This is a genomic window from Pseudomonas imperatae, from assembly GCF_057128625.1.
On record NZ_JBSKHP010000001.1, the window covers coordinates 109,583 to 127,917 of the forward strand.

16 protein-coding genes are annotated in these 18,335 nt (G+C 65.0%); 9 read left to right on the forward strand and 7 right to left on the reverse strand.

Annotated elements, in window-relative coordinates:
• Positions 1-62: 62 nt before the first annotated feature.
• On the reverse strand, positions 63-956 hold the full coding sequence (locus ACWKWX_RS00510) for a LysR family transcriptional regulator (RefSeq protein WP_416427003.1): 894 nt from the start codon (positions 954-956) through the stop codon (positions 63-65).
• Positions 957-1,118: 162 nt separating this feature from the next.
• Between ACWKWX_RS00510 and ACWKWX_RS00515 the strand changes: the two genes are divergently transcribed.
• The 3 genes from ACWKWX_RS00515 (at position 1,119) to ACWKWX_RS00525 (ending at position 4,279) form a co-directional block, all read left to right on the forward strand.
• A complete protein-coding gene (locus ACWKWX_RS00515) occupies positions 1,119-1,763 on the forward strand; it encodes a hydrolase (protein WP_416427002.1) in 645 nt (214 codons plus the stop codon).
• 64 nt (positions 1,764-1,827) lie between these two features.
• A complete protein-coding gene (locus ACWKWX_RS00520) occupies positions 1,828-2,394 on the forward strand; it encodes an antibiotic biosynthesis monooxygenase (protein ID WP_483826794.1) in 567 nt (188 codons plus the stop codon).
• A gap of 34 nt (positions 2,395-2,428) precedes the next feature.
• Positions 2,429-4,279, forward strand: coding sequence for an amidohydrolase (locus ACWKWX_RS00525; RefSeq protein WP_416427000.1), 1,851 nt, complete (start codon positions 2,429-2,431; stop codon positions 4,277-4,279).
• 78 nt (positions 4,280-4,357) lie between these two features.
• Here the strand turns inward: ACWKWX_RS00525 and trmA are convergent, their stop codons facing one another.
• From trmA to ACWKWX_RS00540, 3 genes are all read right to left on the reverse strand, one after another.
• Positions 4,358-5,443: a tRNA (uridine(54)-C5)-methyltransferase TrmA gene (gene trmA, locus ACWKWX_RS00530; protein ID WP_416426999.1), complete on the reverse strand. Its 1,086-nt coding sequence runs from the start codon at positions 5,441-5,443 to the stop codon at positions 4,358-4,360.
• Complete coding sequence (locus tag ACWKWX_RS00535; RefSeq protein ID WP_416426998.1) at positions 5,440-6,735, reverse strand: NCS2 family permease; 1,296 nt, start codon at positions 6,733-6,735, stop codon at positions 5,440-5,442. Before ACWKWX_RS00535 ends, trmA begins: the two co-directional genes overlap by 4 nt.
• Before the next feature lie 159 nt (positions 6,736-6,894).
• Complete coding sequence (locus tag ACWKWX_RS00540) at positions 6,895-8,127, reverse strand: MFS transporter (protein WP_473004543.1); 1,233 nt, start codon at positions 8,125-8,127, stop codon at positions 6,895-6,897.
• A gap of 392 nt (positions 8,128-8,519) precedes the next feature.
• Between ACWKWX_RS00540 and ACWKWX_RS00545 the strand changes: the two genes are divergently transcribed.
• The 3 genes from ACWKWX_RS00545 (at position 8,520) to ACWKWX_RS00555 (ending at position 11,236) form a co-directional block, all read left to right on the forward strand.
• Positions 8,520-9,959, forward strand: coding sequence for a cytochrome ubiquinol oxidase subunit I (locus ACWKWX_RS00545; RefSeq protein ID WP_416426996.1), 1,440 nt, complete (start codon positions 8,520-8,522; stop codon positions 9,957-9,959).
• Between the two features lie 3 nt (positions 9,960-9,962).
• Positions 9,963-10,970 (forward strand): cytochrome d ubiquinol oxidase subunit II, encoded by a 1,008-nt coding sequence (gene cydB / locus ACWKWX_RS00550; protein ID WP_416426995.1) that lies wholly within the window; start codon positions 9,963-9,965, stop codon positions 10,968-10,970.
• A 104-nt stretch (positions 10,971-11,074) separates the two neighbouring features.
• Positions 11,075-11,236 (forward strand): DUF2474 domain-containing protein, encoded by a 162-nt coding sequence (locus tag ACWKWX_RS00555; RefSeq protein WP_416426994.1) that lies wholly within the window; start codon positions 11,075-11,077, stop codon positions 11,234-11,236.
• A gap of 107 nt (positions 11,237-11,343) precedes the next feature.
• Here ACWKWX_RS00555 and ACWKWX_RS00560 read toward each other — a convergent pair whose 3' ends face one another.
• Entirely contained in the window at positions 11,344-12,468 is a 1,125-nt protein-coding gene (locus ACWKWX_RS00560) for a methyltransferase (RefSeq protein ID WP_483826795.1), read from the reverse strand.
• A 135-nt stretch (positions 12,469-12,603) separates the two neighbouring features.
• Entirely contained in the window at positions 12,604-13,305 is a 702-nt protein-coding gene (locus ACWKWX_RS00565) for an autoinducer binding domain-containing protein (RefSeq protein WP_483826796.1), read from the reverse strand.
• A 207-nt stretch (positions 13,306-13,512) separates the two neighbouring features.
• Between ACWKWX_RS00565 and ACWKWX_RS00570 the strand changes: the two genes are divergently transcribed.
• Complete coding sequence (locus tag ACWKWX_RS00570) at positions 13,513-14,289, forward strand: ferredoxin--NADP reductase (protein WP_483826797.1); 777 nt, start codon at positions 13,513-13,515, stop codon at positions 14,287-14,289.
• A 48-nt stretch (positions 14,290-14,337) separates the two neighbouring features.
• On the opposite strand, the gene mscL is transcribed toward ACWKWX_RS00570, so the two are convergent.
• On the reverse strand, positions 14,338-14,751 hold the full coding sequence (gene mscL, locus ACWKWX_RS00575; protein WP_416426990.1) for a large-conductance mechanosensitive channel protein MscL: 414 nt from the start codon (positions 14,749-14,751) through the stop codon (positions 14,338-14,340).
• 165 nt (positions 14,752-14,916) lie between these two features.
• Here mscL and radA point away from each other — a divergent pair, with 165 nt between their 5' ends.
• On the forward strand, positions 14,917-16,284 hold the full coding sequence (gene radA, locus ACWKWX_RS00580) for a DNA repair protein RadA (RefSeq protein WP_483826798.1): 1,368 nt from the start codon (positions 14,917-14,919) through the stop codon (positions 16,282-16,284).
• A gap of 326 nt (positions 16,285-16,610) precedes the next feature.
• A complete protein-coding gene (locus ACWKWX_RS00585) occupies positions 16,611-18,323 on the forward strand; it encodes a ShlB/FhaC/HecB family hemolysin secretion/activation protein (RefSeq protein ID WP_483826799.1) in 1,713 nt (570 codons plus the stop codon).
• Positions 18,324-18,335: the final 12 nt, after the last annotated feature.

Here is an 18,335-nt window from a genome sequence, read left to right on the forward strand (position 1 = left end):
CCAGCGAGCTGTTGGGGCCATAAAAGCTCGCTGGCAAGCCAGCTCCCACAAGACAATTGCTGCTACGGGGTTGTGGGGGCCAGGTGCGCCACCATGAACTCGATGAACGCGCGGGTCTTCTGCGGCACGCGCCGCGCCGTGGGGTATACCGCGTTGATGCTGATGGCTGGCGCCTGCCATTCGCACATCACGGCTACCAGGCGGCCTGCCGCCAGCGCTTCCTCGACGATGAACGAAGGCAGCAGGGCAATGCCCATGCCGCCTTCGGCTGCGGTGGCCAGCAGGTCGCCGTTGTTGGCGTGCAGCGGGCCGGTGACGTGCACGCGCTGGGTCTCGCGGCCGTTGCTCAACTGCAGGCTGACGCCGCTTTGCAGGTAGCCATAGTTCAGGCACTGGTGGTTGGTGAGGTCGCGTGGTTCCTGCGGCGTGCCGTGGCGCTCCAGGTAGGCGGGTGAGGCCACCAGCACCCGCGGCGCCGGCGCCAGTTGCTTGGCCACCATGCTCGAATCGCCCAGGCTGGCGATGCGGATGGTCACGTCGAAGCCACCGCGCACCGGGTCCACCTGCTGGTCGCTGAGCACCAGCTGCAGCTCGATCTGTGGGTGCTGTTCATGGAACAGCGGAATCAGCGGCCCCAGCTTGCGCAGGCCGAACGACATGGGCGCGTTCACCCGCAGCACCCCACGGGCCTCGCCCAGGCCGCTGCGCGCGCGCTGCTCGGCTTCATCCACCGACGCCAGCACCTCGCGCACCGCCTCGTAGTACTCGGCGCCGGCCTCGGTCATGTGCAGGCTGCGGGTGGTGCGCTGCAGCAATTGCACGCCCAGGTCTTCCTCCAGGGCCTGGATCTGCTTGCTGATTTTCGAGCGCGGCACGTCCATCGCGCGGGCGGCTGCAGCGAAGCCGTTCTCGTTGACGGTGGTGACAAACGCGCGCATGGCGTCGATACGGTCCATCGGTGTCCCCAAAATGGAATCAATGATTCTCGATTTTAGGGAATTGTCTCGGATATTGCACGCGCCTACATTAGCACCAAGCCAGACGCACACAGCGCCCAACGAAGGGAACAGCGTCAGCCAACTCAAACCCGATTATCGACATCAGAAAAGGAATACACCATGTCCATCCGCGAACTGCTGAACCCAACCAACGCCGCCCTGATCCTGATCGACCACCAGCCGCAAATGGCCTTCGGCGTGCAGTCCATCGACCGCCAGACCCTGAAGAACAACACCGTGGGCCTGGCCAAGGCGGCCAAGATCTTCAACGTGCCGACGATCTACACCTCGGTTGAAACCGAAAGCTTCAGCGGCTTCATCTGGCCGGAACTGTTGGGGGTGAACCCTGGCCAGAAGCCGATCGAGCGCACGTCGATGAACAGCTGGGAAGACGCCAAGTTCGTGGAAGCGGTCAAGGCCACCGGCCGCAAGAAGCTGATCATTGCCGCGCTGTGGACCGAAGTGTGCCTGACCTTCCCGGCGCTGGAAGCCATGGCCGAAGGCTATGAGGTGTACATCGTCACCGACGCCAGCGGCGGCACCACCCAGGAAGCCCACGACATGTCGGTGCAGCGCATGATCCAGGCTGGCGCGGTACCGGTGACCTGGCAGCAAGTGCTGCTCGAGTTCCAGCGCGACTGGGCGCACAAGGACACCTACGACGCGGTGATGGGCCTGGTGCGCGAGCACAGCGGTGCCTACGGCATGGGCGTGGATTACGCCTACACCATGGTGCACAAGGCCCCACAACGCCAGGTCAACTAAGCTCAGCGCCCGGGGCCGCAAGGTCCCGGTTCGCTTTCCCGCATTTGTGTGAAAGGAGTCAGGCATGAACATCGAAATGGCCGATGGCGTCGTCACCCTGCTGGTTCGCCACCGCATCAGCAAAGGCCAGGAATCGCGTTACGAAGAATGGCTGCGCCGCATCATCGGCATCGCCCGCAGCTACCCCGGCCACCTGGGCATCGATGTCATGCGCGGCCACAGCAACGGCCTGCAACTGTTCACCAGCGTGCTGCGCTTCGCCAGCACCGAGCAACTGCAGAGTTGGCTGGACTCCGCCGACCGCCAGCGCCTGGTGGCAGAAGCCAAGCCGATGCTGGCCGACGGCGACCAACTGGAGATCAACAACGACCGCGAATTCTGGTTCACCCCGGTGGACGCCGGCGCGCCCCAGCCGCCGCGCTGGAAGCAGGCCTGCGTGACTTTCATGGTCATCCTGCCGCTGAGCTTCATCGTGCCGCTGTTGTGGGCACCGGTTTTCAAACTGTTTCCCTGGCTGGGCGGCTATGCCCCGGCCAACACCGTCATCACCCTGAGCGTCGTGCTGCTGGTGGTCTACGTGTTCATGCCGCGGGCCACCCTCTGGCTGAGCGGTTGGCTGCAAGCCCGTTGACCCCCGTTGACCCCAGACAACAAGGAACCCTGTCATGAACACCACCGTCATCGCTGATCTGATCCTGCACAACGGCCGCCTGCACACCGTCGACCGCGCCAAGCCCACTGCCAGCGCCGTGGCCATCAAGGACGGCAAGTTCGTCGCCGTGGGCACCGACGCCGAGGCCATGGCCCTGCGCGGCAGCGCCACCCAGGTCATCGACTTGCGCGGCCGCACGGTCATCCCCGGGCTCAATGACTCGCACCTGCACCTGATCCGCGGTGGCCTCAACTACAACCTGGAACTGCGCTGGGAAGGCGTGCCGTCGCTGGTCGATGCCCTCGCCATGCTCAAGGAGCAGGCCCTGCGCACCCCGGCGCCGCAGTGGGTGCGGGTGGTGGGCGGCTGGAACGAATTCCAGTTCGCCGAAAAGCGCATGCCCACCCTGGACGAGTTGAACAAGGCCGCACCCGACACCCCGGTGTTCGTGCTGCACCTGTACGACCGCGCGCTGCTCAACCGCGCCGCCTTGCGCGTGGTGGGCTATGACCGCAACACCCCGAACCCGCCCGGCGGCGAGATCCAGCGCGACGCCCAGGGCAACCCCACCGGCATGCTGGTGGCCCGCCCCAACGCCATGATCCTGTATTCCACCCTGAGCAAAGGGCCGAAGCTGCCGCTGGCGTACCAGGTGAACTCCACCCGCCAGTTCATGCGCGAGCTCAACCGCCTGGGCGTCACCAGTGCCATCGATGCCGGCGGCGGCTTCCAGAACTTCCCCGATGACTACGAGGTGATCAACGAACTGGCGGCCAAGGACCAACTGACCGTGCGCATCGCCTACAACCTGTTCACCCAGAAACCCAAGGAAGAGCTGGCCGACTTCCAGCACTGGACCGCCAGCACCCGCTACGGCCAGGGCAACGACTTTTTGCGCAACAACGGCGCCGGCGAGATGCTGGTGTTCTCCGCCGCCGACTTCGAGGACTTCCTGGAGCCGCGCCCGGACCTGCCCGCCACCATGGAGCAGGACCTGGAACCGGTGGTGCGCCACCTGGTGGAGCAGCGCTGGCCGTTCCGCCTGCACGCCACCTATGACGAATCGATTTCGCGCATGCTGGACGTGTTCGAGAAGGTCAACCGCGACATTCCCTTCAACGGCCTGCCGTGGTTCTTCGACCACGCCGAGACCATCACGCCGAAGAACATCGAACGGGTGAAGGCGCTGGGCGGCGGCATCGCCATCCAGGACCGCATGGCCTTCCAGGGCGAATACTTCGTCGACCGCTACGGCAAGAAGGCCGGCGAACAGACTCCGCCGATCCAGCGCATGCTCGCCGAGGGCGTGCCGGTAGGCGCGGGCACCGACGCCACGCGGGTGTCGAGCTACAACCCGTGGACCTCGCTGTACTGGATGGTCAGCGGCAAGACCGTGGGCGGCCTGGAGCTTTATCCACAAGGCCTGGAGCGCGACACCGCGCTGGAGCTGTACACCCATGGCAGCGCCTGGTTCTCATCGGAGCAGGGCAAGAAAGGCCAGATCAAGGTCGGGCAATTGGCGGACCTGGTGGCCTTGTCGGCGGATTATTTCAGCGTTGAGGAAGAGGCGATCAAGTGGATCGAGTCGCTGCTGACCGTGGTGGACGGCAAGGTGGTGCACGCGGCGGGCGAATTCGACAAGCTGGCGCCGCCAACCCTGCCGGTGACGCCGGACTGGTCGCCAGTGGCCATCGTCCCGGGCCATTGGCGGCCGCAGTCGCCGGTGCTGCAACAGGTGCACCAGTGCAGCGGGCCATGCGGGGTGCATGCGCACAGCCACGACAGGGCGCGGCAGTCGAGCGTGCCGGTCAGTGATTTCCAGGGGTTCTGGGGGGCGTTTGGCTGTTCGTGTTTCGCCTTTTGATTGCGCGGTGCCTGTATCGCGACCAAGGTCGGCTCCTACCCGTAGGAGCCGACCTTGGTCGCGATGGGGGCGATGCGATCAACGACGAACCAGCAACACACCCGATTCCATGTGGTGGGTATACGGGAACTGGTCGAACAGCGCGCAACGCTCGATACGGTGGGTATCGTGCAACTGGGCGATGTTGGCGGCCAGGGTCTCCGGGTTGCAGGAGATGTACAGGATGTTGTCGAAACGACGGGTCAGCTCGCAGGTGTCCGGGTCCATGCCGGCACGCGGCGGGTCGACGAACACGCTGCCGAACTGGTAGCTCTTCAGGTCCACGCCCTGCAGGCGACGGAACGGCCGCACCTCGTTCAGCGCCTCGGTCAGCTCCTCGGCGCTCAGGCGCACCAGGGTGACGTTGTCCACGGCGTTGTCGGCCAGGTTGTTCAGCGCGGCGTTCACCGAGGTCTTGCTGATCTCGGTGGCCAGCACCTTGCGCACCCGCGTGGCCAGGGGCAGGGTGAAGTTGCCGTTGCCGCAGTACAGCTCCAGCAGGTCGTCGTCGCGCTGGCCCAGGGCCTCATAGGCCCAGGTCAGCATCTTCTGGTTCACCGTGCCGTTGGGCTGGGTGAACGCGCCTTCAGGCTGCTGGTAGCTGAACACGCGGCCAGCCACGTCCAGTTTTTCCACGGCGAAGTCGCGGCCAATGACCACGCGCTTGCCCTTGGAACGGCCGATCAGGCTGATGCCCAGGTCGGCGGCCAGTTGCTCGGCGGCCACCTGCCAGTGCTCGTCCAGCGGGCGGTGGTAGCACAGGGTAACCATGGCGTCGCCGGCCAGGGTGGTGAGGAACTCCACCTGGAACAGTTTGTTGCTCAGGGCGTCGTTGGCCTGCCAGGCGGCTTTGAGCTTGGGCATCAGTTCGTTGATGCGCAGGCTGGCGATCGGGAATTCCTCGATCAGGATAGCCGTGTGCTTCTCACCCGGGGCGAACATGGCGTAGTGGCGCTGGCCGTCCTGGCGCCACAGGCGGAACTCGGCGCGCAGGCGGTAATGCTCGCGCGGCGAGTCGAATACCGCAGGTTCCGGGGCATCGAACGGCGCCAGCAGCTCGCGCAGGCGCGCGGTTTTCTCGTCCAGTTGGCGGCTGTAGTCCGCCGGGTTCACTACCGTGCTCATGCGTTGAACCAGCCCAGCTTGATGACGAACAGGATCGACAGAATGATCAGCGCCGGGTTCAGGTCACGAGTGCGGCCCGACAGCAGCTTGATCAGTGTCCACGAAATGAAGCCGAAGGCAATGCCGTTGGCGATCGAGTAGGTGAACGGCATGGCCAGGGCGGTGACTACCACCGGGGCGGCTTCGGTGATGTCGTCCCAGTTGATTTCCGCCAGGCCCGACATCATCAGCACGGCCACGAACAGCAGGGCAGGGGCGGTGGCGAAGGCGGGCACGCTGCCGGCTAGCGGCGCGAAGAACAGCGCCAGGATGAACAGCAGGGCCACGACGATGGCGGTCAGGCCAGTACGGCCGCCGGCGCTCACGCCGGCCGCCGACTCGATGTAGCTGGTGGTGGTGGAGGTGCCCAGCAGGGAACCGGCCATGGCTGCGGTGCTGTCGGCGATCAGGGCACGGCCCATTTTCGGCATGTGGCCGTCCTTGCCCATCAGGCCGGCGCGCTTGGCCACGCCGATCAGGGTGCCGGAGTTGTCGAACAGGTCAACGAACAGGAAGGCGAAGATCACGCTCACCAGGCCCACGTTCAGCGCGCCCTTGATGTCCAGCTGCAGGAAGGTCGGGGCCAGCGATGGCGGCATGGAGGTGACGCCGCCGAACGGGCTGAAGCCCATCAGGATCGAGACGATGGTCACTGCCAGGATGCCGATCAGCACGGCGCCGCGCACTTTCAGGGCTTCCAGGGCCACGATCAGCACGAAGCCCAGGGTGGCCAGGATCGGTGCAGGCTGCTTCAGGTCGCCCAGGCCCACCAGGGTGGCCGGGTTGCCGACCACGATACCGGCGTTGTGCAGGGCGATCAGCGCCAGGAACAGGCCGATACCCGCGGCAATGGCCGAGCGCAGCGGCAGCGGGATGCTGTTGACGATCCATTCGCGGATGCGAAAGATCGACAGCAGGAAGAACAGCACGGCCGAGATGAACACCGAGCCCAGCGCGGTCTGCCAGGTGTAACCCATGTGCAGCACCACGGTGTAGGTGAAGAAGGCGTTCAGGCCCATGCCCGGTGCCAGGGCGATCGGGTAGTTGGCGATCAGGCCCATCACGGTCGAGCCGATGGCTGCGGCCAGGCAGGTGGCGACGAACACCGCGCCCTTGTCCATGCCGGTCTCGCCGAGGATGCTCGGGTTGACGAACAGGATGTAGGCCATGGCCAGGAACGTGGTGATGCCCGCCAGTATCTCGGTACGCACGTTGGTGTTGTGTGCTTTTAGTTGAAACAGCCTTTCCAGCATGCCTGATCCCCGTGGCGCGCCCCGGCGCCGTGAATGAATTGACCCCTCAAGCAAAGCACAAGCTCGCCGAGGGGCCGAAAAAAGCCGCGCATCATACCAGCATGGCTGGCTGGGGGTGAATGCGTGTGTCGCTTTAACCCCGCGTGATGTGGGAGCTGGTTACAGGGGTTTCTCGCGGTTCAGCATGTGATCGCGCTTGGCCAGGGTCGGGAACAGCTTGATCCAGGTGCCGGTCACCACCAGCGTGCCGACGCCGCCCAGCACCACTGCCGGCACCGTGCCGAACCAGTGCGCCGTCAGGCCCGATTCGAACTCGCCCAGCTGGTTCGAGGCACCGATGAACAGGCCGTTCACGGCGCTGACCCGGCCGCGCATCTCGTCCGGCGTCTCCAATTGCACGAATGCGCCGCGGATCACCATGCTGATCATGTCTGCCGCGCCCAGCACTGCCAGGGTCGCCAGGCTGAACCAGAACGAGGTGGACAAGCCGAAGGCGATGGTTGCCACGCCAAATACCCCGACGCCGGCGAACATGGTGCGGCCCACCTTGCGCTCGATGGGGAAGCGCGACAGCCAGAACGACATCAGCAGCGCCCCCACCGCTGGCGCCGAGCGCAGCAGGCCCAGGCCCCAGGGGCCGGTCAGCAGGATGTCGCGGGCGAACACCGGCAGCAGCGCGGTGGCGCCGCCCAGCAGCACGGCGAACAGGTCCAGGGAAATGGCGCCGAGAATGTCCGGGCGGCTGCGAATGAAGTTGATCCCGGCCAGCAGCGACTGCAGCGTGGCCTTGCCCTTGTTCAGCGGGGTCTGGCGCGCCGGCAGGCTGAGCATCAGCGACAGCGCCAGCACATAGAGCACCACGGTGGGGCCGTACACCCACACGCTGCCGAACGCATATAGAAAGCCGCCCAGCGCCGGCGCGACGATGGTGGCGGTCTGCATGGCCGAGGCCGAGGCCGCTACCGCGCGGGGGAACAACTCGGTGGGCACGATATTGGGCAGCAGCGCCTGGGTGGTGGGCATCTCGAACGCCCGGGCGCTGCCCAGCAGGAAGGCCAGCACGAAGATCATGTCGCGGCTGACGCTGTCGGTGCTGCTGCCGATCACCAGGGCCAGGGCCACCAGCGCCTGCCCCGTCTGGCAGATGGCAGCTACCTTGCGTCGGTCATAGCGGTCGGCCACATGCCCGGTGTGCAGCATGAACAGCACCCGCGGGGTGAATTCCACCAGCCCCACCAGGCCCAGGTCGAGCACGCTGCCGGTCAGCTGGTAGAGGTGCCAGCCAATGGCCACTGTGAGCATCTGGAAGCCACTGGCGGTGCACACCCGCGCCAGCCAGAAAGCCATGAAAGGACGGTGATGACGCAGCAGCAGTACAGCGGAACTGGACATGGGGCAGGGCAACCTCGCGGGCGGGAGGCGCGAGATTATCACTAGTTTGTAACTGCAGGTTACGTAAATGGCATTCGTTGCCATTCGCCGCAATCCTCTCGCGCGATCCCCGAAATTGGCCGAACCCCCTGCTTTAGAAGGGTGAGGCAACGTGCCGCGTGACAATAGACCACGCAGTTAACTGCGCGGATTGGGTCTACTCTTTTAGGGATCATTGATCCTGGTCAAAACACGTTGCAGCCGCGTTGTGTTGAGGCCATTGGTCACTGCCACACTTGAATACTCAGAACACATTTCGCGCGCCGCACTCATTAACCGTGAGGGCTGTCGGTGCGAGTTGACGGGGGCGTCCCCCGACGCACGCAGATGATTCATCTGATAGAGGAAACCATATGTTCGGCTTAGAGGCTCTAGATCTCGCCCGAATGCAGTTCGCGTTTACGGTCTCGTTCCACATCCTGTTCCCCGCCATCACCATCGGCCTGGCCAGTTTCCTGGCCGTGCTCGAAGGCCTGTGGCTCAAGACCAAGGATGACACCTACCGCGATCTGTACCATTTCTGGTCGAAAATTTTCGCCGTCAACTTCGGCATGGGCGTGGTCTCGGGCCTGGTCATGGCCTACGAGTTCGGCACCAACTGGAGTCGCTTCTCGGACTTCGCCGGCGCCGTCAACGGGCCGCTGCTGACCTATGAAGTGCTGACCGCGTTCTTCCTGGAAGCCGGTTTCCTCGGCGTCATGCTGTTCGGTTGGAACCGTGTGGGCCGTGGCCTGCACTACTTCTCCACCGTCATGGTGGCCGTGGGCACGCTGATCTCCACCTTCTGGATCCTGGCGTCCAACAGCTGGATGCAGACCCCGCAGGGCTACGAGATCGTCGACGGTCGCGTGATTCCGGTGGACTGGCTGGCGGTGATCTTCAATCCCTCGTTCCCGTTCCGCCTGGCGCACATGGCTATCGCCGCGTTCGTCGCCACAGCGTTCTTCGTCGGCGCCTCGGCGGCCTGGCACCTGCTGCGTGGCCGCGACAACCCGGCCATCCGCAAGATGTTCTCCATGGCCATGTGGATGGCGCTGATCGTCGCGCCTATCCAGGCCTTCGTCGGTGACGCCCACGGCCTGAACACCCTGGAGCACCAGCCGGCCAAGATCGCCGCCATCGAGGGCCACTGGGAAAACGTCGGCAACGAGCCGACCCCGCTGATCCTGTTCGGCATCCCGGACATGAAGGAAGAGAAGACCAAGTACGCCATCGAAGTGCCGTACCTGGGCAGCCTGATCCTGACCCACAGCCTGGACAAGCAGATCCCGGCGCTGAAGTCGTTCCCGCCTGAAGACCGCCCGAACTCGCTGATCGTGTTCTGGTCGTTCCGCATCATGGCCGGCCTGGGGATGCTGATGATCGCCGTGGGCCTGTGGAGTGCCTGGCTGCGCTGGCGCGGTGGCCTGTACACCAACCGCCTGTTCCTGACCCTGGCCATGTGCATGGGCCCATCGGGCCTGATCGCCCTGCTGGCGGGCTGGTTCACCACTGAAATCGGCCGTCAGCCGTGGGTCGTGTATGGCCTGCTGCGCACCGCCGATGCAGTGTCCAACCACAGCGTGACGCAGATGAGCATCACCCTGGTGCTGTTCGTGGTGGTGTACTTCTCGCTGTTCGGCACCGGCTTCGGCTACATGATGCGCCTGGTGCGCAAGGGGCCGAAAACCCACGAAGGCGCAGAAGCTACCCATGGTGGCCCTGGTCAAACGCGTACGCCTGCACGTCCTCTCTCCGCCGCCCACGAAGGCAGCGAAGAAGGCCACGCCGACAGCCTGAACAAGGGGAACTGAGTCATGGGTATCGATCTTCCACTGATCTGGGCCGTGATCATTATCTTCGGCGTCATGATGTACGTGATCATGGACGGTTTCGACCTGGGTATCGGGATTCTCTTCCCGTTCCTCAAGGGCGAGTCCGACCGTGACGTAATGATGAACACCGTCGCCCCCGTGTGGGACGGCAACGAAACCTGGCTGGTATTGGGCGGCGCGGCACTGTTCGGCGCCTTCCCGCTGGCCTACTCGGTGGTGCTGGAAGCGCTGTACATGCCGCTGATCCTGATGCTCATCGGCCTGATCTTCCGTGGCGTGGCGTTCGAGTTCCGCTTCAAGGCCCGCGCCAACAAGCGTCACATCTGGGACAAGGCGTTCATCGGCGGTTCGCTGCTGGCCACCTTTGCCCAGGGCGTGGCCCTGGGTGCCTACATCGATGGCATCCCGGTGGTCAACCGTGCCTACGCCGGCGGCGGCCTGGACTGGCTGACGCCGTTCACCGTGTTCTGCGGCCTGGCGCTGATCGTGGCCTACGCCCTGCTGGGTTGCACCTGGCTGATCATGAAGACCGAAGGCAGCCTGCAGGAGGCCATGCACAAGCTGGCCAAGCCGCTGACCCTGGGCTTGCTGGTGGTGACTGGTATCGTCAGCATCTGGACGCCGCTGACCCATGCCGACATCGCCACCCGCTGGTTCAGCATGCCTAACCTGCTGTGGTTCATGCCGGTGCCGCTGCTGGTGCTGCTGTCGGTGTACGCGCTGCTGAAGTCGGTGTCGCAACGCGCCCACTACATGCCGTTCATCATGACCCTGATCCTGATCTTCCTCGGCTACAGCGGCCTGGGTATCAGCCTGTGGCCGAACATCATCCCGCCGGCCGTGTCGATCTGGGACGCAGCGTCGCCGCCGCAAAGCCAGGGCTTCATCCTGGTGGGCACGCTGTTCATCATCCCGTTCATCCTGGTTTACACCTTCTGGAGCTACTACGTGTTCCGCGGCAAGGTGAAACCTGAAGATGGCTACCACTGACAGCCCCCTGTAGCAGCGGCCGCAGGCCGCGTCCAGCGCCCCAACGCGGGGCAGCCGGACGCAGCCTGCGGCAGCTGCTACGGACGTACACAGGAGAGCATGCGATGAACAGCAAGGAACATGAACCCGACCCGGCTGCCAACAGCCCCTGGTGGAAACGCGTGGGCTGGCTGCTGGTGATCTGGGCGGGAAGTATCGTGGCCCTGGGCATCGTCGCTGAACTGCTGCGCATGTTCATGACTGCGGCGGGCATGAAGTCCCACTGAAATACCGTCTCATCCCACCGCTGTTTTGCACAGGCAGCGGTTTTCAAACCCTCTTCGGAGGGTTTTTTTTTGTGTACGTGGAAGCTGGCAAGCCAGCTCCCACACCTTTACTTGCGGGCTTTCAGAATCACGAACTTGGGCGTGGCTGCCACCTGCTCGACGCCGCGGAACAGCCGCGCCAGCTTGCTGTGGTAGCCCAGGTGGCGGTTGCCGACGATGTACAGCGCGCCGCCCACCACCAACGCCTCGCGCGCCTGCTGGAACATGCGCCAGGCCAGGAAATCGCCCACCACCTGGGCCTGGTGGAACGGCGGGTTGCACAGCACCACGTCCAGGGACTGCGGCGCCTGGCCGGCCAGGCCGTCGCCGGCGCGCACGGTCACTTCGCGCTCACCCAGGGCGGCCTGCCAGTTCTCGGCGGCCGACTGCACCGCCATGTACGACTCATCCACCAGGGTGTAGTGCGCCTGCGGGTTCTGCAGGGCGCTGACGATGCCCAGCACGCCATTGCCGCAGCCCAGGTCGGCGACCTGGGCGCTGCCCAGCCCGGTAGGCAGGTGGGGCAGGAAGGCGCGGGTGCCGATGTCCAGGCCCTCGCGGCAGAACACGTTGGCATGGTTCAGCAACTCCAGCGCCGGCTGCTCCAGGTGGTAGCGGCTCGGGTAGGGCGAGGTGAACGGGCCGCGTGCTTCGGCGGTGGCGATCAGCAGCCGGGCCTTTTTCACTGCCAGCGAAGCGCTGACCGGGCCGATGTACTGGTCCAGCAGGTCGCCGGCTGCCCGCGGCAGGTGCTTGACCATGGCGGCGGCCACCACCTGGGCGCCGGGTGCCAGGTGGCCCTGCAGGCGAATCAACTGCTCTTCCAGCAGCGCCAGGGTCTTGGGCACGCGAATCAGCACGCGGTCGAACAGGCCGTCCCAGCGCTGGCTGGCGGGCAGCACGCCGATGGCGTCGAAGGGCCGACCGTTGCGCACCAGATTCTTTTCCAGCGCCTGGCTGCCCAGGAACGAGTCACCGCTGCTGACCAGTTCGAACTGGCCTTGCAGGCTGATGGCCAGGGCGCCAAAGCTGTCGTTGAGCACCAGCACCCGGGTGCTGGCAGGCAACTGCTGCTCGGCCAGGTGGTTGAGCAGGTATTCGTCGGCGGCGTCGAACGCCTGCAGCGGTTCGTTGGGCTGGTCGGGCTGGCGGATCAGGTCAAGCTGGGCGAAGGGCGTGGTCAACACGGGCATGGGGCAGAGACTCGGGGTGGGCAGCTGTAGATTTACGCAAGTCTCGGCGGTACCAAACTCGCAGCAGGGAGGCACCATGGGGTGCTCCGGGTCGGGAATTCTACGTCCATTTGCAGAATTATGCAGGCGTGGGGCTCACAGTAGCCCAGCTTGGGCAGCGTGAACCACGGCAGAGATCTTGTTGCCCATGCCCATTTTCTTTACGGCCGTGCTGATATGAAAGTTCACCGTGCGCTCGGAAAGGCTGAGAATGGTGGCGATATCGCCGGCGGTCTTGCCCTCGGCCGACCAGCGCAGTATCTCCAGCTCGCGGCCGGACAGCTGGCCGTGGTTGTCCCCGTCCGCGCTGGCCTGCCGGGCGCCCAGGCGCTGGTGCAGCAGGTTGCCCAGCCACAGGCACTGGCCCACCTTGGCGCAGAATTCGTCGGCGCTCACCGGCAGGTGCTGGCGGGCCAGGGTCAGCATGCTGACGTGGTGGTCGCTGTCGTGGATGGCCAGGCTCAGGCCATGGCGAATGCCGTGGCTCCAGGCGTCCTGGCGGAACTCGGGGGTGCTGCGGAACAAGCCGTCAGTCCACAGCAACGGCACCACCGAGTGTCGGCAATGCCTGACGCTGGGGTCGGTAGCGCCATAGCCCTGCTGCCGATAACGCTGGCGCCATGCGGCTGGCATATTGTTCAGGGCCATGCGGTGCGGCATGACCTGGCCGGGGCCGGTGACGAAGGTTGCGTAGTCGAAGCCCAGGTCGCGGGCCAGGTCCAAAGCGCTCTCTACTATATCCTTGCGTTCGGCCATGCCTTGCAGGTGATGCAGTTGCGCTTCATGCCACATTCTCATGACGACACTCCAGTTGAGCTGCCCGATATGGATCCAAGTACTGCCCCGTCGCTTCATTCTAGGTGATTAATGCTTTGATACGAGTTAATTACGTCGATAAAATGTAGTTATCGTCTGGCTACTGCATGAAAAAGCCATTACAACTTGCGGGTGTTCCTGGTTGCCGCTTTGCTGGACACTATAAGCACTGTTCCCACGGAGACCGTCATGACCGCCAGCGCCGAGAATTTCACCCGCCAGACGCTGCTCGAGGTACAGCCGCTGACCCCCAGCCTGTTCACCCTGAGGACCACCCGCGACCCCGGCTTTCGTTTCCGCGCCGGGCAGTTCGCCCGCCTGGGGGTGACCAAGCCTGATGGCAGCGTGGCGTGGCGTGCCTATTCGATGGTGTCCTCGCCCCATGACGAGTTCCTGGAGTTCTTTTCCATCGTGGTGCCGGGAGGGGAGTTCACCAGCGAGCTGAGCCGCCTGCGCGAGGGTGACACGCTGCTGGTGGATCGCCAGGCGTTCGGTTACCTGACCCCGGACCGCTTCATCGACGGCCGCGACCTGTGGCTGCTGGCCACGGGCACCGGGGTGGCGCCGTTCCTGTCGATCCTGCAGGATTTCGAAGTGTGGGAGAAATTCGAGCGCATCATCCTGGTCTACAGCGCCCGCGAAGGCCGCGAGCTGGCGTACCAGCCGCTGATCGCCGAGCTGACCGGGCGTGAGTACCTGGCGGAATACGCGCACAAGTTCCAGTACATTCCCATCGTCACCCGCGAGCAGTACCCGGGCGCGCTGGGCGGGCGCATCACCACGCTGATCGACAATGGCGAGCTGGAAGCGGCGGCCGGCTGTGCGCTGGCGCCGGAGCATTCACGGGTGATGATCTGCGGCAACCCGCAGATGATCGACGACACCCGCGCGGTGCTCAAGGCCCGCGACATGCGCCTGACCCTGACCCGCAAGCCAGGGCAGATAGCGGTAGAGAACTATTGGTGATAGCGGGGCGCGCGGTCACGCACCCCGTAGCAGCTGCCGCAGGCTGCGTCACGGCCGCGCATTCTGCTCCTTGAGCAAATCACGAATCTCACCCAACAGCAGCTCTTCCTTGGTCGGGGTAGGCGGCAGGGTAGGGGCGGCGGCTTCTTCACGCTTGAGCTTGTTGATGGCCTTCACGCCCATGAAGATGGCGAACGCCACGATCAGGAAGTCGATGATGGTCTGGATGAACTTGCCGTAGGCCAGCACCACGGCCGGCGCCGTGCCCTGGGCTTCCCTGAGGGTCACCGCCAGGTCGCTGAAATCCACGCCGCCAATCAACAGCCCCAGCGGCGGCATGACCACGTCACCCACGAACGACGAGACGATCTTGCCGAACGCTGCGCCAATGATGATACCCACGGCCATGTCGACCACGTTGCCTTTGACCGCGAAGGCCTTGAACTCAGCTAGTACGCCCATGCTTTTGATATCCCTTGTTACAGATGAATGGTTGCAGGCAGTGTAAGACAGCGAAGCGCGCCGTGCTCGTTACCTGGTAACAATGACCCGGCTTCTCCCTATTAGTTTTACCGAATCCGGCCAGGATCGGTATGATGACTGTTTTTATATACAGGGGAATTCCTCATGGCCAAGGCCAAGCGCTTGTACGGCTGCACCGAGTGCGGCGCCACCTTCCCGAAATGGGCCGGCCAGTGCGGCGAGTGCGGCGCCTGGAACACCCTGACCGAAACCATGATCGAGGCCGGCGCTGCCGCGCCCCCCAGCGGCCGCACCGGCTGGGCCGGCCAGCAGGCGCAGATCAAGACCCTGGCCGAGGTCAGCGTCGAGGAAATTCCCCGCTTCACCACCGCCTCCACCGAGCTCGACCGCGTGCTGGGCGGCGGCCTGGTGGACGGCTCGGTGGTGCTGATTGGCGGTGACCCGGGCATCGGCAAGTCCACCATCCTGCTGCAGACCCTGTGCAACATCGCCGCGCGCATGCCGGCGCTGTACGTCACCGGCGAGGAATCGCAACAGCAGGTGGCCATGCGCGCGCGCCGCCTGGGCCTGCCCCAGGACCAGCTGCGGGTCATGACCGAGACCTGCATCGAGACCATCATCGCCACCGCCCGGGTCGAGCAGCCCAAGGTGATGGTCATCGACTCCATCCAGACCATCTTCACCGAGGCCCTGCAGTCCGCCCCCGGCGGCGTCTCCCAGGTGCGCGAGAGCGCCGCCTTGCTGGTGCGCTACGCCAAGCAGAGCGGCACCGCCATCTTCCTGGTGGGCCACGTCACCAAGGAAGGCGCCCTGGCCGGCCCGCGCGTGCTGGAGCACATGGTCGATACCGTGCTGTATTTCGAAGGCGAGTCCGACGGCCGCCTGCGCCTGCTGCGCGCGGTGAAGAACCGCTTCGGCGCGGTGAATGAACTGGGCGTGTTCGGCATGACCGACAAGGGCCTGAAAGAGGTGTCCAACCCCTCGGCCATCTTCCTCACCCGCGCCCAGGAGGAAGTGCCGGGCAGCGTGGTCATGGCCACCTGGGAAGGCACCCGGCCGATGCTGGTGGAGGTGCAGGCGCTGGTGGACGACAGCCACCTGGCCAACCCGCGCCGCGTGACCCTGGGCCTGGACCAGAACCGCCTGTCGATGCTGCTGGCGGTGCTGCACCGCCACGGCGGCATTCCCACCCACGACCAGGACGTGTTCCTCAACGTGGTGGGCGGCGTGAAGGTGCTGGAAACCGCCTCCGACCTGGCGCTGCTGGCGGCCATCATGTCCAGCCTGCGCAACCGGCCGCTGCCGCATGATCTGCTGGTGTTCGGCGAGGTGGGCCTGTCCGGCGAGGTGCGCCCGGTGCCCAGCGGCCAGGAACGTCTCAAGGAAGCCGCCAAGCACGGCTTCAAGCGCGCCATCGTGCCCAAGGGCAACGCGCCGAAGGAAGCGCCGGCAGGCCTGCAGGTCATCGGCGTGACCCGCCTGGAGCAGGCCCTCGACGCCCTCTTCGAATAACCCATCCCCGTAGCAGCGGCCGCCAGGCCGCGTCCGCTTTTTTCCAGGTGAGCCGCGTGGGGGGGGCGGACGCAGCCTGGCGGCAGCGGCCACGGGTTGACCGTTTGTCGGTTTTCGCATTCCGACATTATGGGGTAATGCCGGTAAATCATCTGTGCTGGTTTTTACCTGTTCATCTGTATTTTGTCGACAATAGCCACTCAATCGGCACCATAGCCGCCAATGTTCTGAATTGTTCGAAATTGTATCGTGAATTTGACCTCGGGAGGCGCTCCCCCTAGTATCGCCGCTCTTTCGCGCCCCCTGACGTTTCAAGGATCGATTCAATGTCTGCTCCCAGACCACGGAAAACGGCCTGGCTGTTGCTGTTTGCCAGCCTTTTCTGCGCCCCCGCCGCTGTTGTCGCTGCCCCCGTGCCCCAAGGCGACCAGGACCTGATCCGCGAACGCCAGAACCGCCTGCTGCAAGACCAGCAGCGGCGCCTTGACGACCTGAAGCGCCTGCCCGGCCAGTCAACCCCTGAAGCCGCCCCCGCAGCCCCGGCTGACACCCGCTGTTTCACCATCCGCCACATCGAGCTCAAGGGCGCCGACCACCTGAGTGCCACTGAGCGCGAACCCTTGCTGGCGCCGTTCCTTGGCCAGTGCCTGGGCGTGGCGCAACTCAACGAAGTGCTCAAGGCCATCACCGACCACTACCTGGCGCGTGGCCTGGTGACCAGCCGTGCCTACCTGCCGCCCCAGGACCTGGGCAGCGGCACGCTGGTGGTGCAAGTGGTGGAAGGGCGCCTGGAACGCCTCAAGGGTGGGGCGGGCAGCGGCATCAGCGAGCGCGAACTGGCCATGAGCTTTCCGGGGCGCGCCGGGCAGGTGCTCAACTTGCGCGAGATCGAACAACTGGTGGATCAGCTCAACCGCCTGCCGTCCAACCAGGCGCGCATGGAGCTCAGCCCTGGCCAGGCCGTGGGTGGCAGCGAGGTGACGGTCACCAACACACCGCAAAAACCCTGGCGCGCTTCCCTGGGCCGCAGCAACGATGGCCAGCGCAGCACCGGCGAGCAGCAGTGGAACACGGGGCTTGAGTGGGACAGCCCGCTGGGCCTGGCCGACGAATTGATGCTGCGCGCCGGCCACGATGCCGTCAGCGACTCGGGCCACAGTTCCCACAACGAACTGCTCAATTACAACCTGCCGTGGGGCTGGTGGACCTTCAACTACAGCTACAGCCAGAGCGCCTACCGCTCCAGGGTCACGCCGCAGGGCTACGGCAGCTTCCTGCAAAGCGGCGACAGCAGCAGCCACCAATTGCGCGCCGAGCGTGTCATCCATCGTGATGCCCTGAGCAAGACCGCGGTCAACGTCGGCCTCACGCGCCTGGCCACCCGCAACTACAACGACGGCGCCTACCTGAGCGGCAGCAGCAACACCCTCACCGAGCTCAGCTACGGCATCAACCACGGCCGCCGTCTGGGCAATGCCTTCGTCAACCTCGACCTGGCCACCCAGAAGGGCATCGGCGCCCTGGGCGCCCAAGGTGACCCAGGCAACGGTGGGCCCTCCGCGCGTTACCGCAAGTACACCGCCACCGCCAGCTACCTGCTGCCCTTCCAACTGCTGGGTGAAAGTTTCACCTTCAGCAGCCTCGCCACCGGCCAGCACAGCAACGACCCCCTGTTCGGCAACCAGCGCATCAGCGTCGGCGGCCTGTCCTCGGTGCGCGGCTTCAAGGACCAATACCTGATGGGCGACAGCGGCGGCTACTGGCGCAACGAAGTGCGCTGGAGCCGCCCCGTGGCCTGGGACCGCCTGCGCCCGGCACTCACCGAATACGGCCTGGCCCTGGCCTACGACCAGGGCGTGATCAGCCGCGACCACACCGACACCGACCAGCACGGACGGCTGAGCGGCAACGCCGTGGAACTGTTTGCCCGCGGCCGCTACCTGGGCGCCAGCGTCACCTTCGCCCACTCGCTGGAACGCCCCGGCGCCGTCGCCGACCGCGAGACGCCGATCTACTTCAGCCTGAACCTTTTTCTCTAATTTTTGCTGCAA

What these genes read in the sequence shown, in the direction of transcription:
- ACWKWX_RS00540 (WP_473004543.1), bottom strand. Translation starts at nt 8,127, where the DNA reads ATGTCCAGTTCCGCTGTACTGCTGCTGCGTCATCACCGTCCTTTCATG.
- trmA (WP_416426999.1), bottom strand. Translation starts at nt 5,443, where the DNA reads ATGAGCACGGTAGTGAACCCGGCGGACTACAGCCGCCAACTGGACGAG.
- ACWKWX_RS00510 (WP_416427003.1), bottom strand. Translation starts at nt 956, where the DNA reads ATGGACCGTATCGACGCCATGCGCGCGTTTGTCACCACCGTCAACGAG.
- ACWKWX_RS00555 (WP_416426994.1), top strand. Translation starts at nt 11,075, where the DNA reads ATGAACAGCAAGGAACATGAACCCGACCCGGCTGCCAACAGCCCCTGG.
- radA (WP_483826798.1), top strand. Translation starts at nt 14,917, where the DNA reads ATGGCCAAGGCCAAGCGCTTGTACGGCTGCACCGAGTGCGGCGCCACC.
- ACWKWX_RS00570 (WP_483826797.1), top strand. Translation starts at nt 13,513, where the DNA reads ATGACCGCCAGCGCCGAGAATTTCACCCGCCAGACGCTGCTCGAGGTA.
- ACWKWX_RS00525 (WP_416427000.1), top strand. Translation starts at nt 2,429, where the DNA reads ATGAACACCACCGTCATCGCTGATCTGATCCTGCACAACGGCCGCCTG.
- ACWKWX_RS00515 (WP_416427002.1), top strand. Translation starts at nt 1,119, where the DNA reads ATGTCCATCCGCGAACTGCTGAACCCAACCAACGCCGCCCTGATCCTG.
- ACWKWX_RS00535 (WP_416426998.1), bottom strand. Translation starts at nt 6,735, where the DNA reads ATGCTGGAAAGGCTGTTTCAACTAAAAGCACACAACACCAACGTGCGT.
- ACWKWX_RS00585 (WP_483826799.1), top strand. Translation starts at nt 16,611, where the DNA reads ATGTCTGCTCCCAGACCACGGAAAACGGCCTGGCTGTTGCTGTTTGCC.
- ACWKWX_RS00560 (WP_483826795.1), bottom strand. Translation starts at nt 12,468, where the DNA reads ATGCCCGTGTTGACCACGCCCTTCGCCCAGCTTGACCTGATCCGCCAG.
- mscL (WP_416426990.1), bottom strand. Translation starts at nt 14,751, where the DNA reads ATGGGCGTACTAGCTGAGTTCAAGGCCTTCGCGGTCAAAGGCAACGTG.
- ACWKWX_RS00565 (WP_483826796.1), bottom strand. Translation starts at nt 13,305, where the DNA reads ATGAGAATGTGGCATGAAGCGCAACTGCATCACCTGCAAGGCATGGCC.
- ACWKWX_RS00520 (WP_483826794.1), top strand. Translation starts at nt 1,828, where the DNA reads ATGAACATCGAAATGGCCGATGGCGTCGTCACCCTGCTGGTTCGCCAC.
- ACWKWX_RS00545 (WP_416426996.1), top strand. Translation starts at nt 8,520, where the DNA reads ATGTTCGGCTTAGAGGCTCTAGATCTCGCCCGAATGCAGTTCGCGTTT.
- cydB (WP_416426995.1), top strand. Translation starts at nt 9,963, where the DNA reads ATGGGTATCGATCTTCCACTGATCTGGGCCGTGATCATTATCTTCGGC.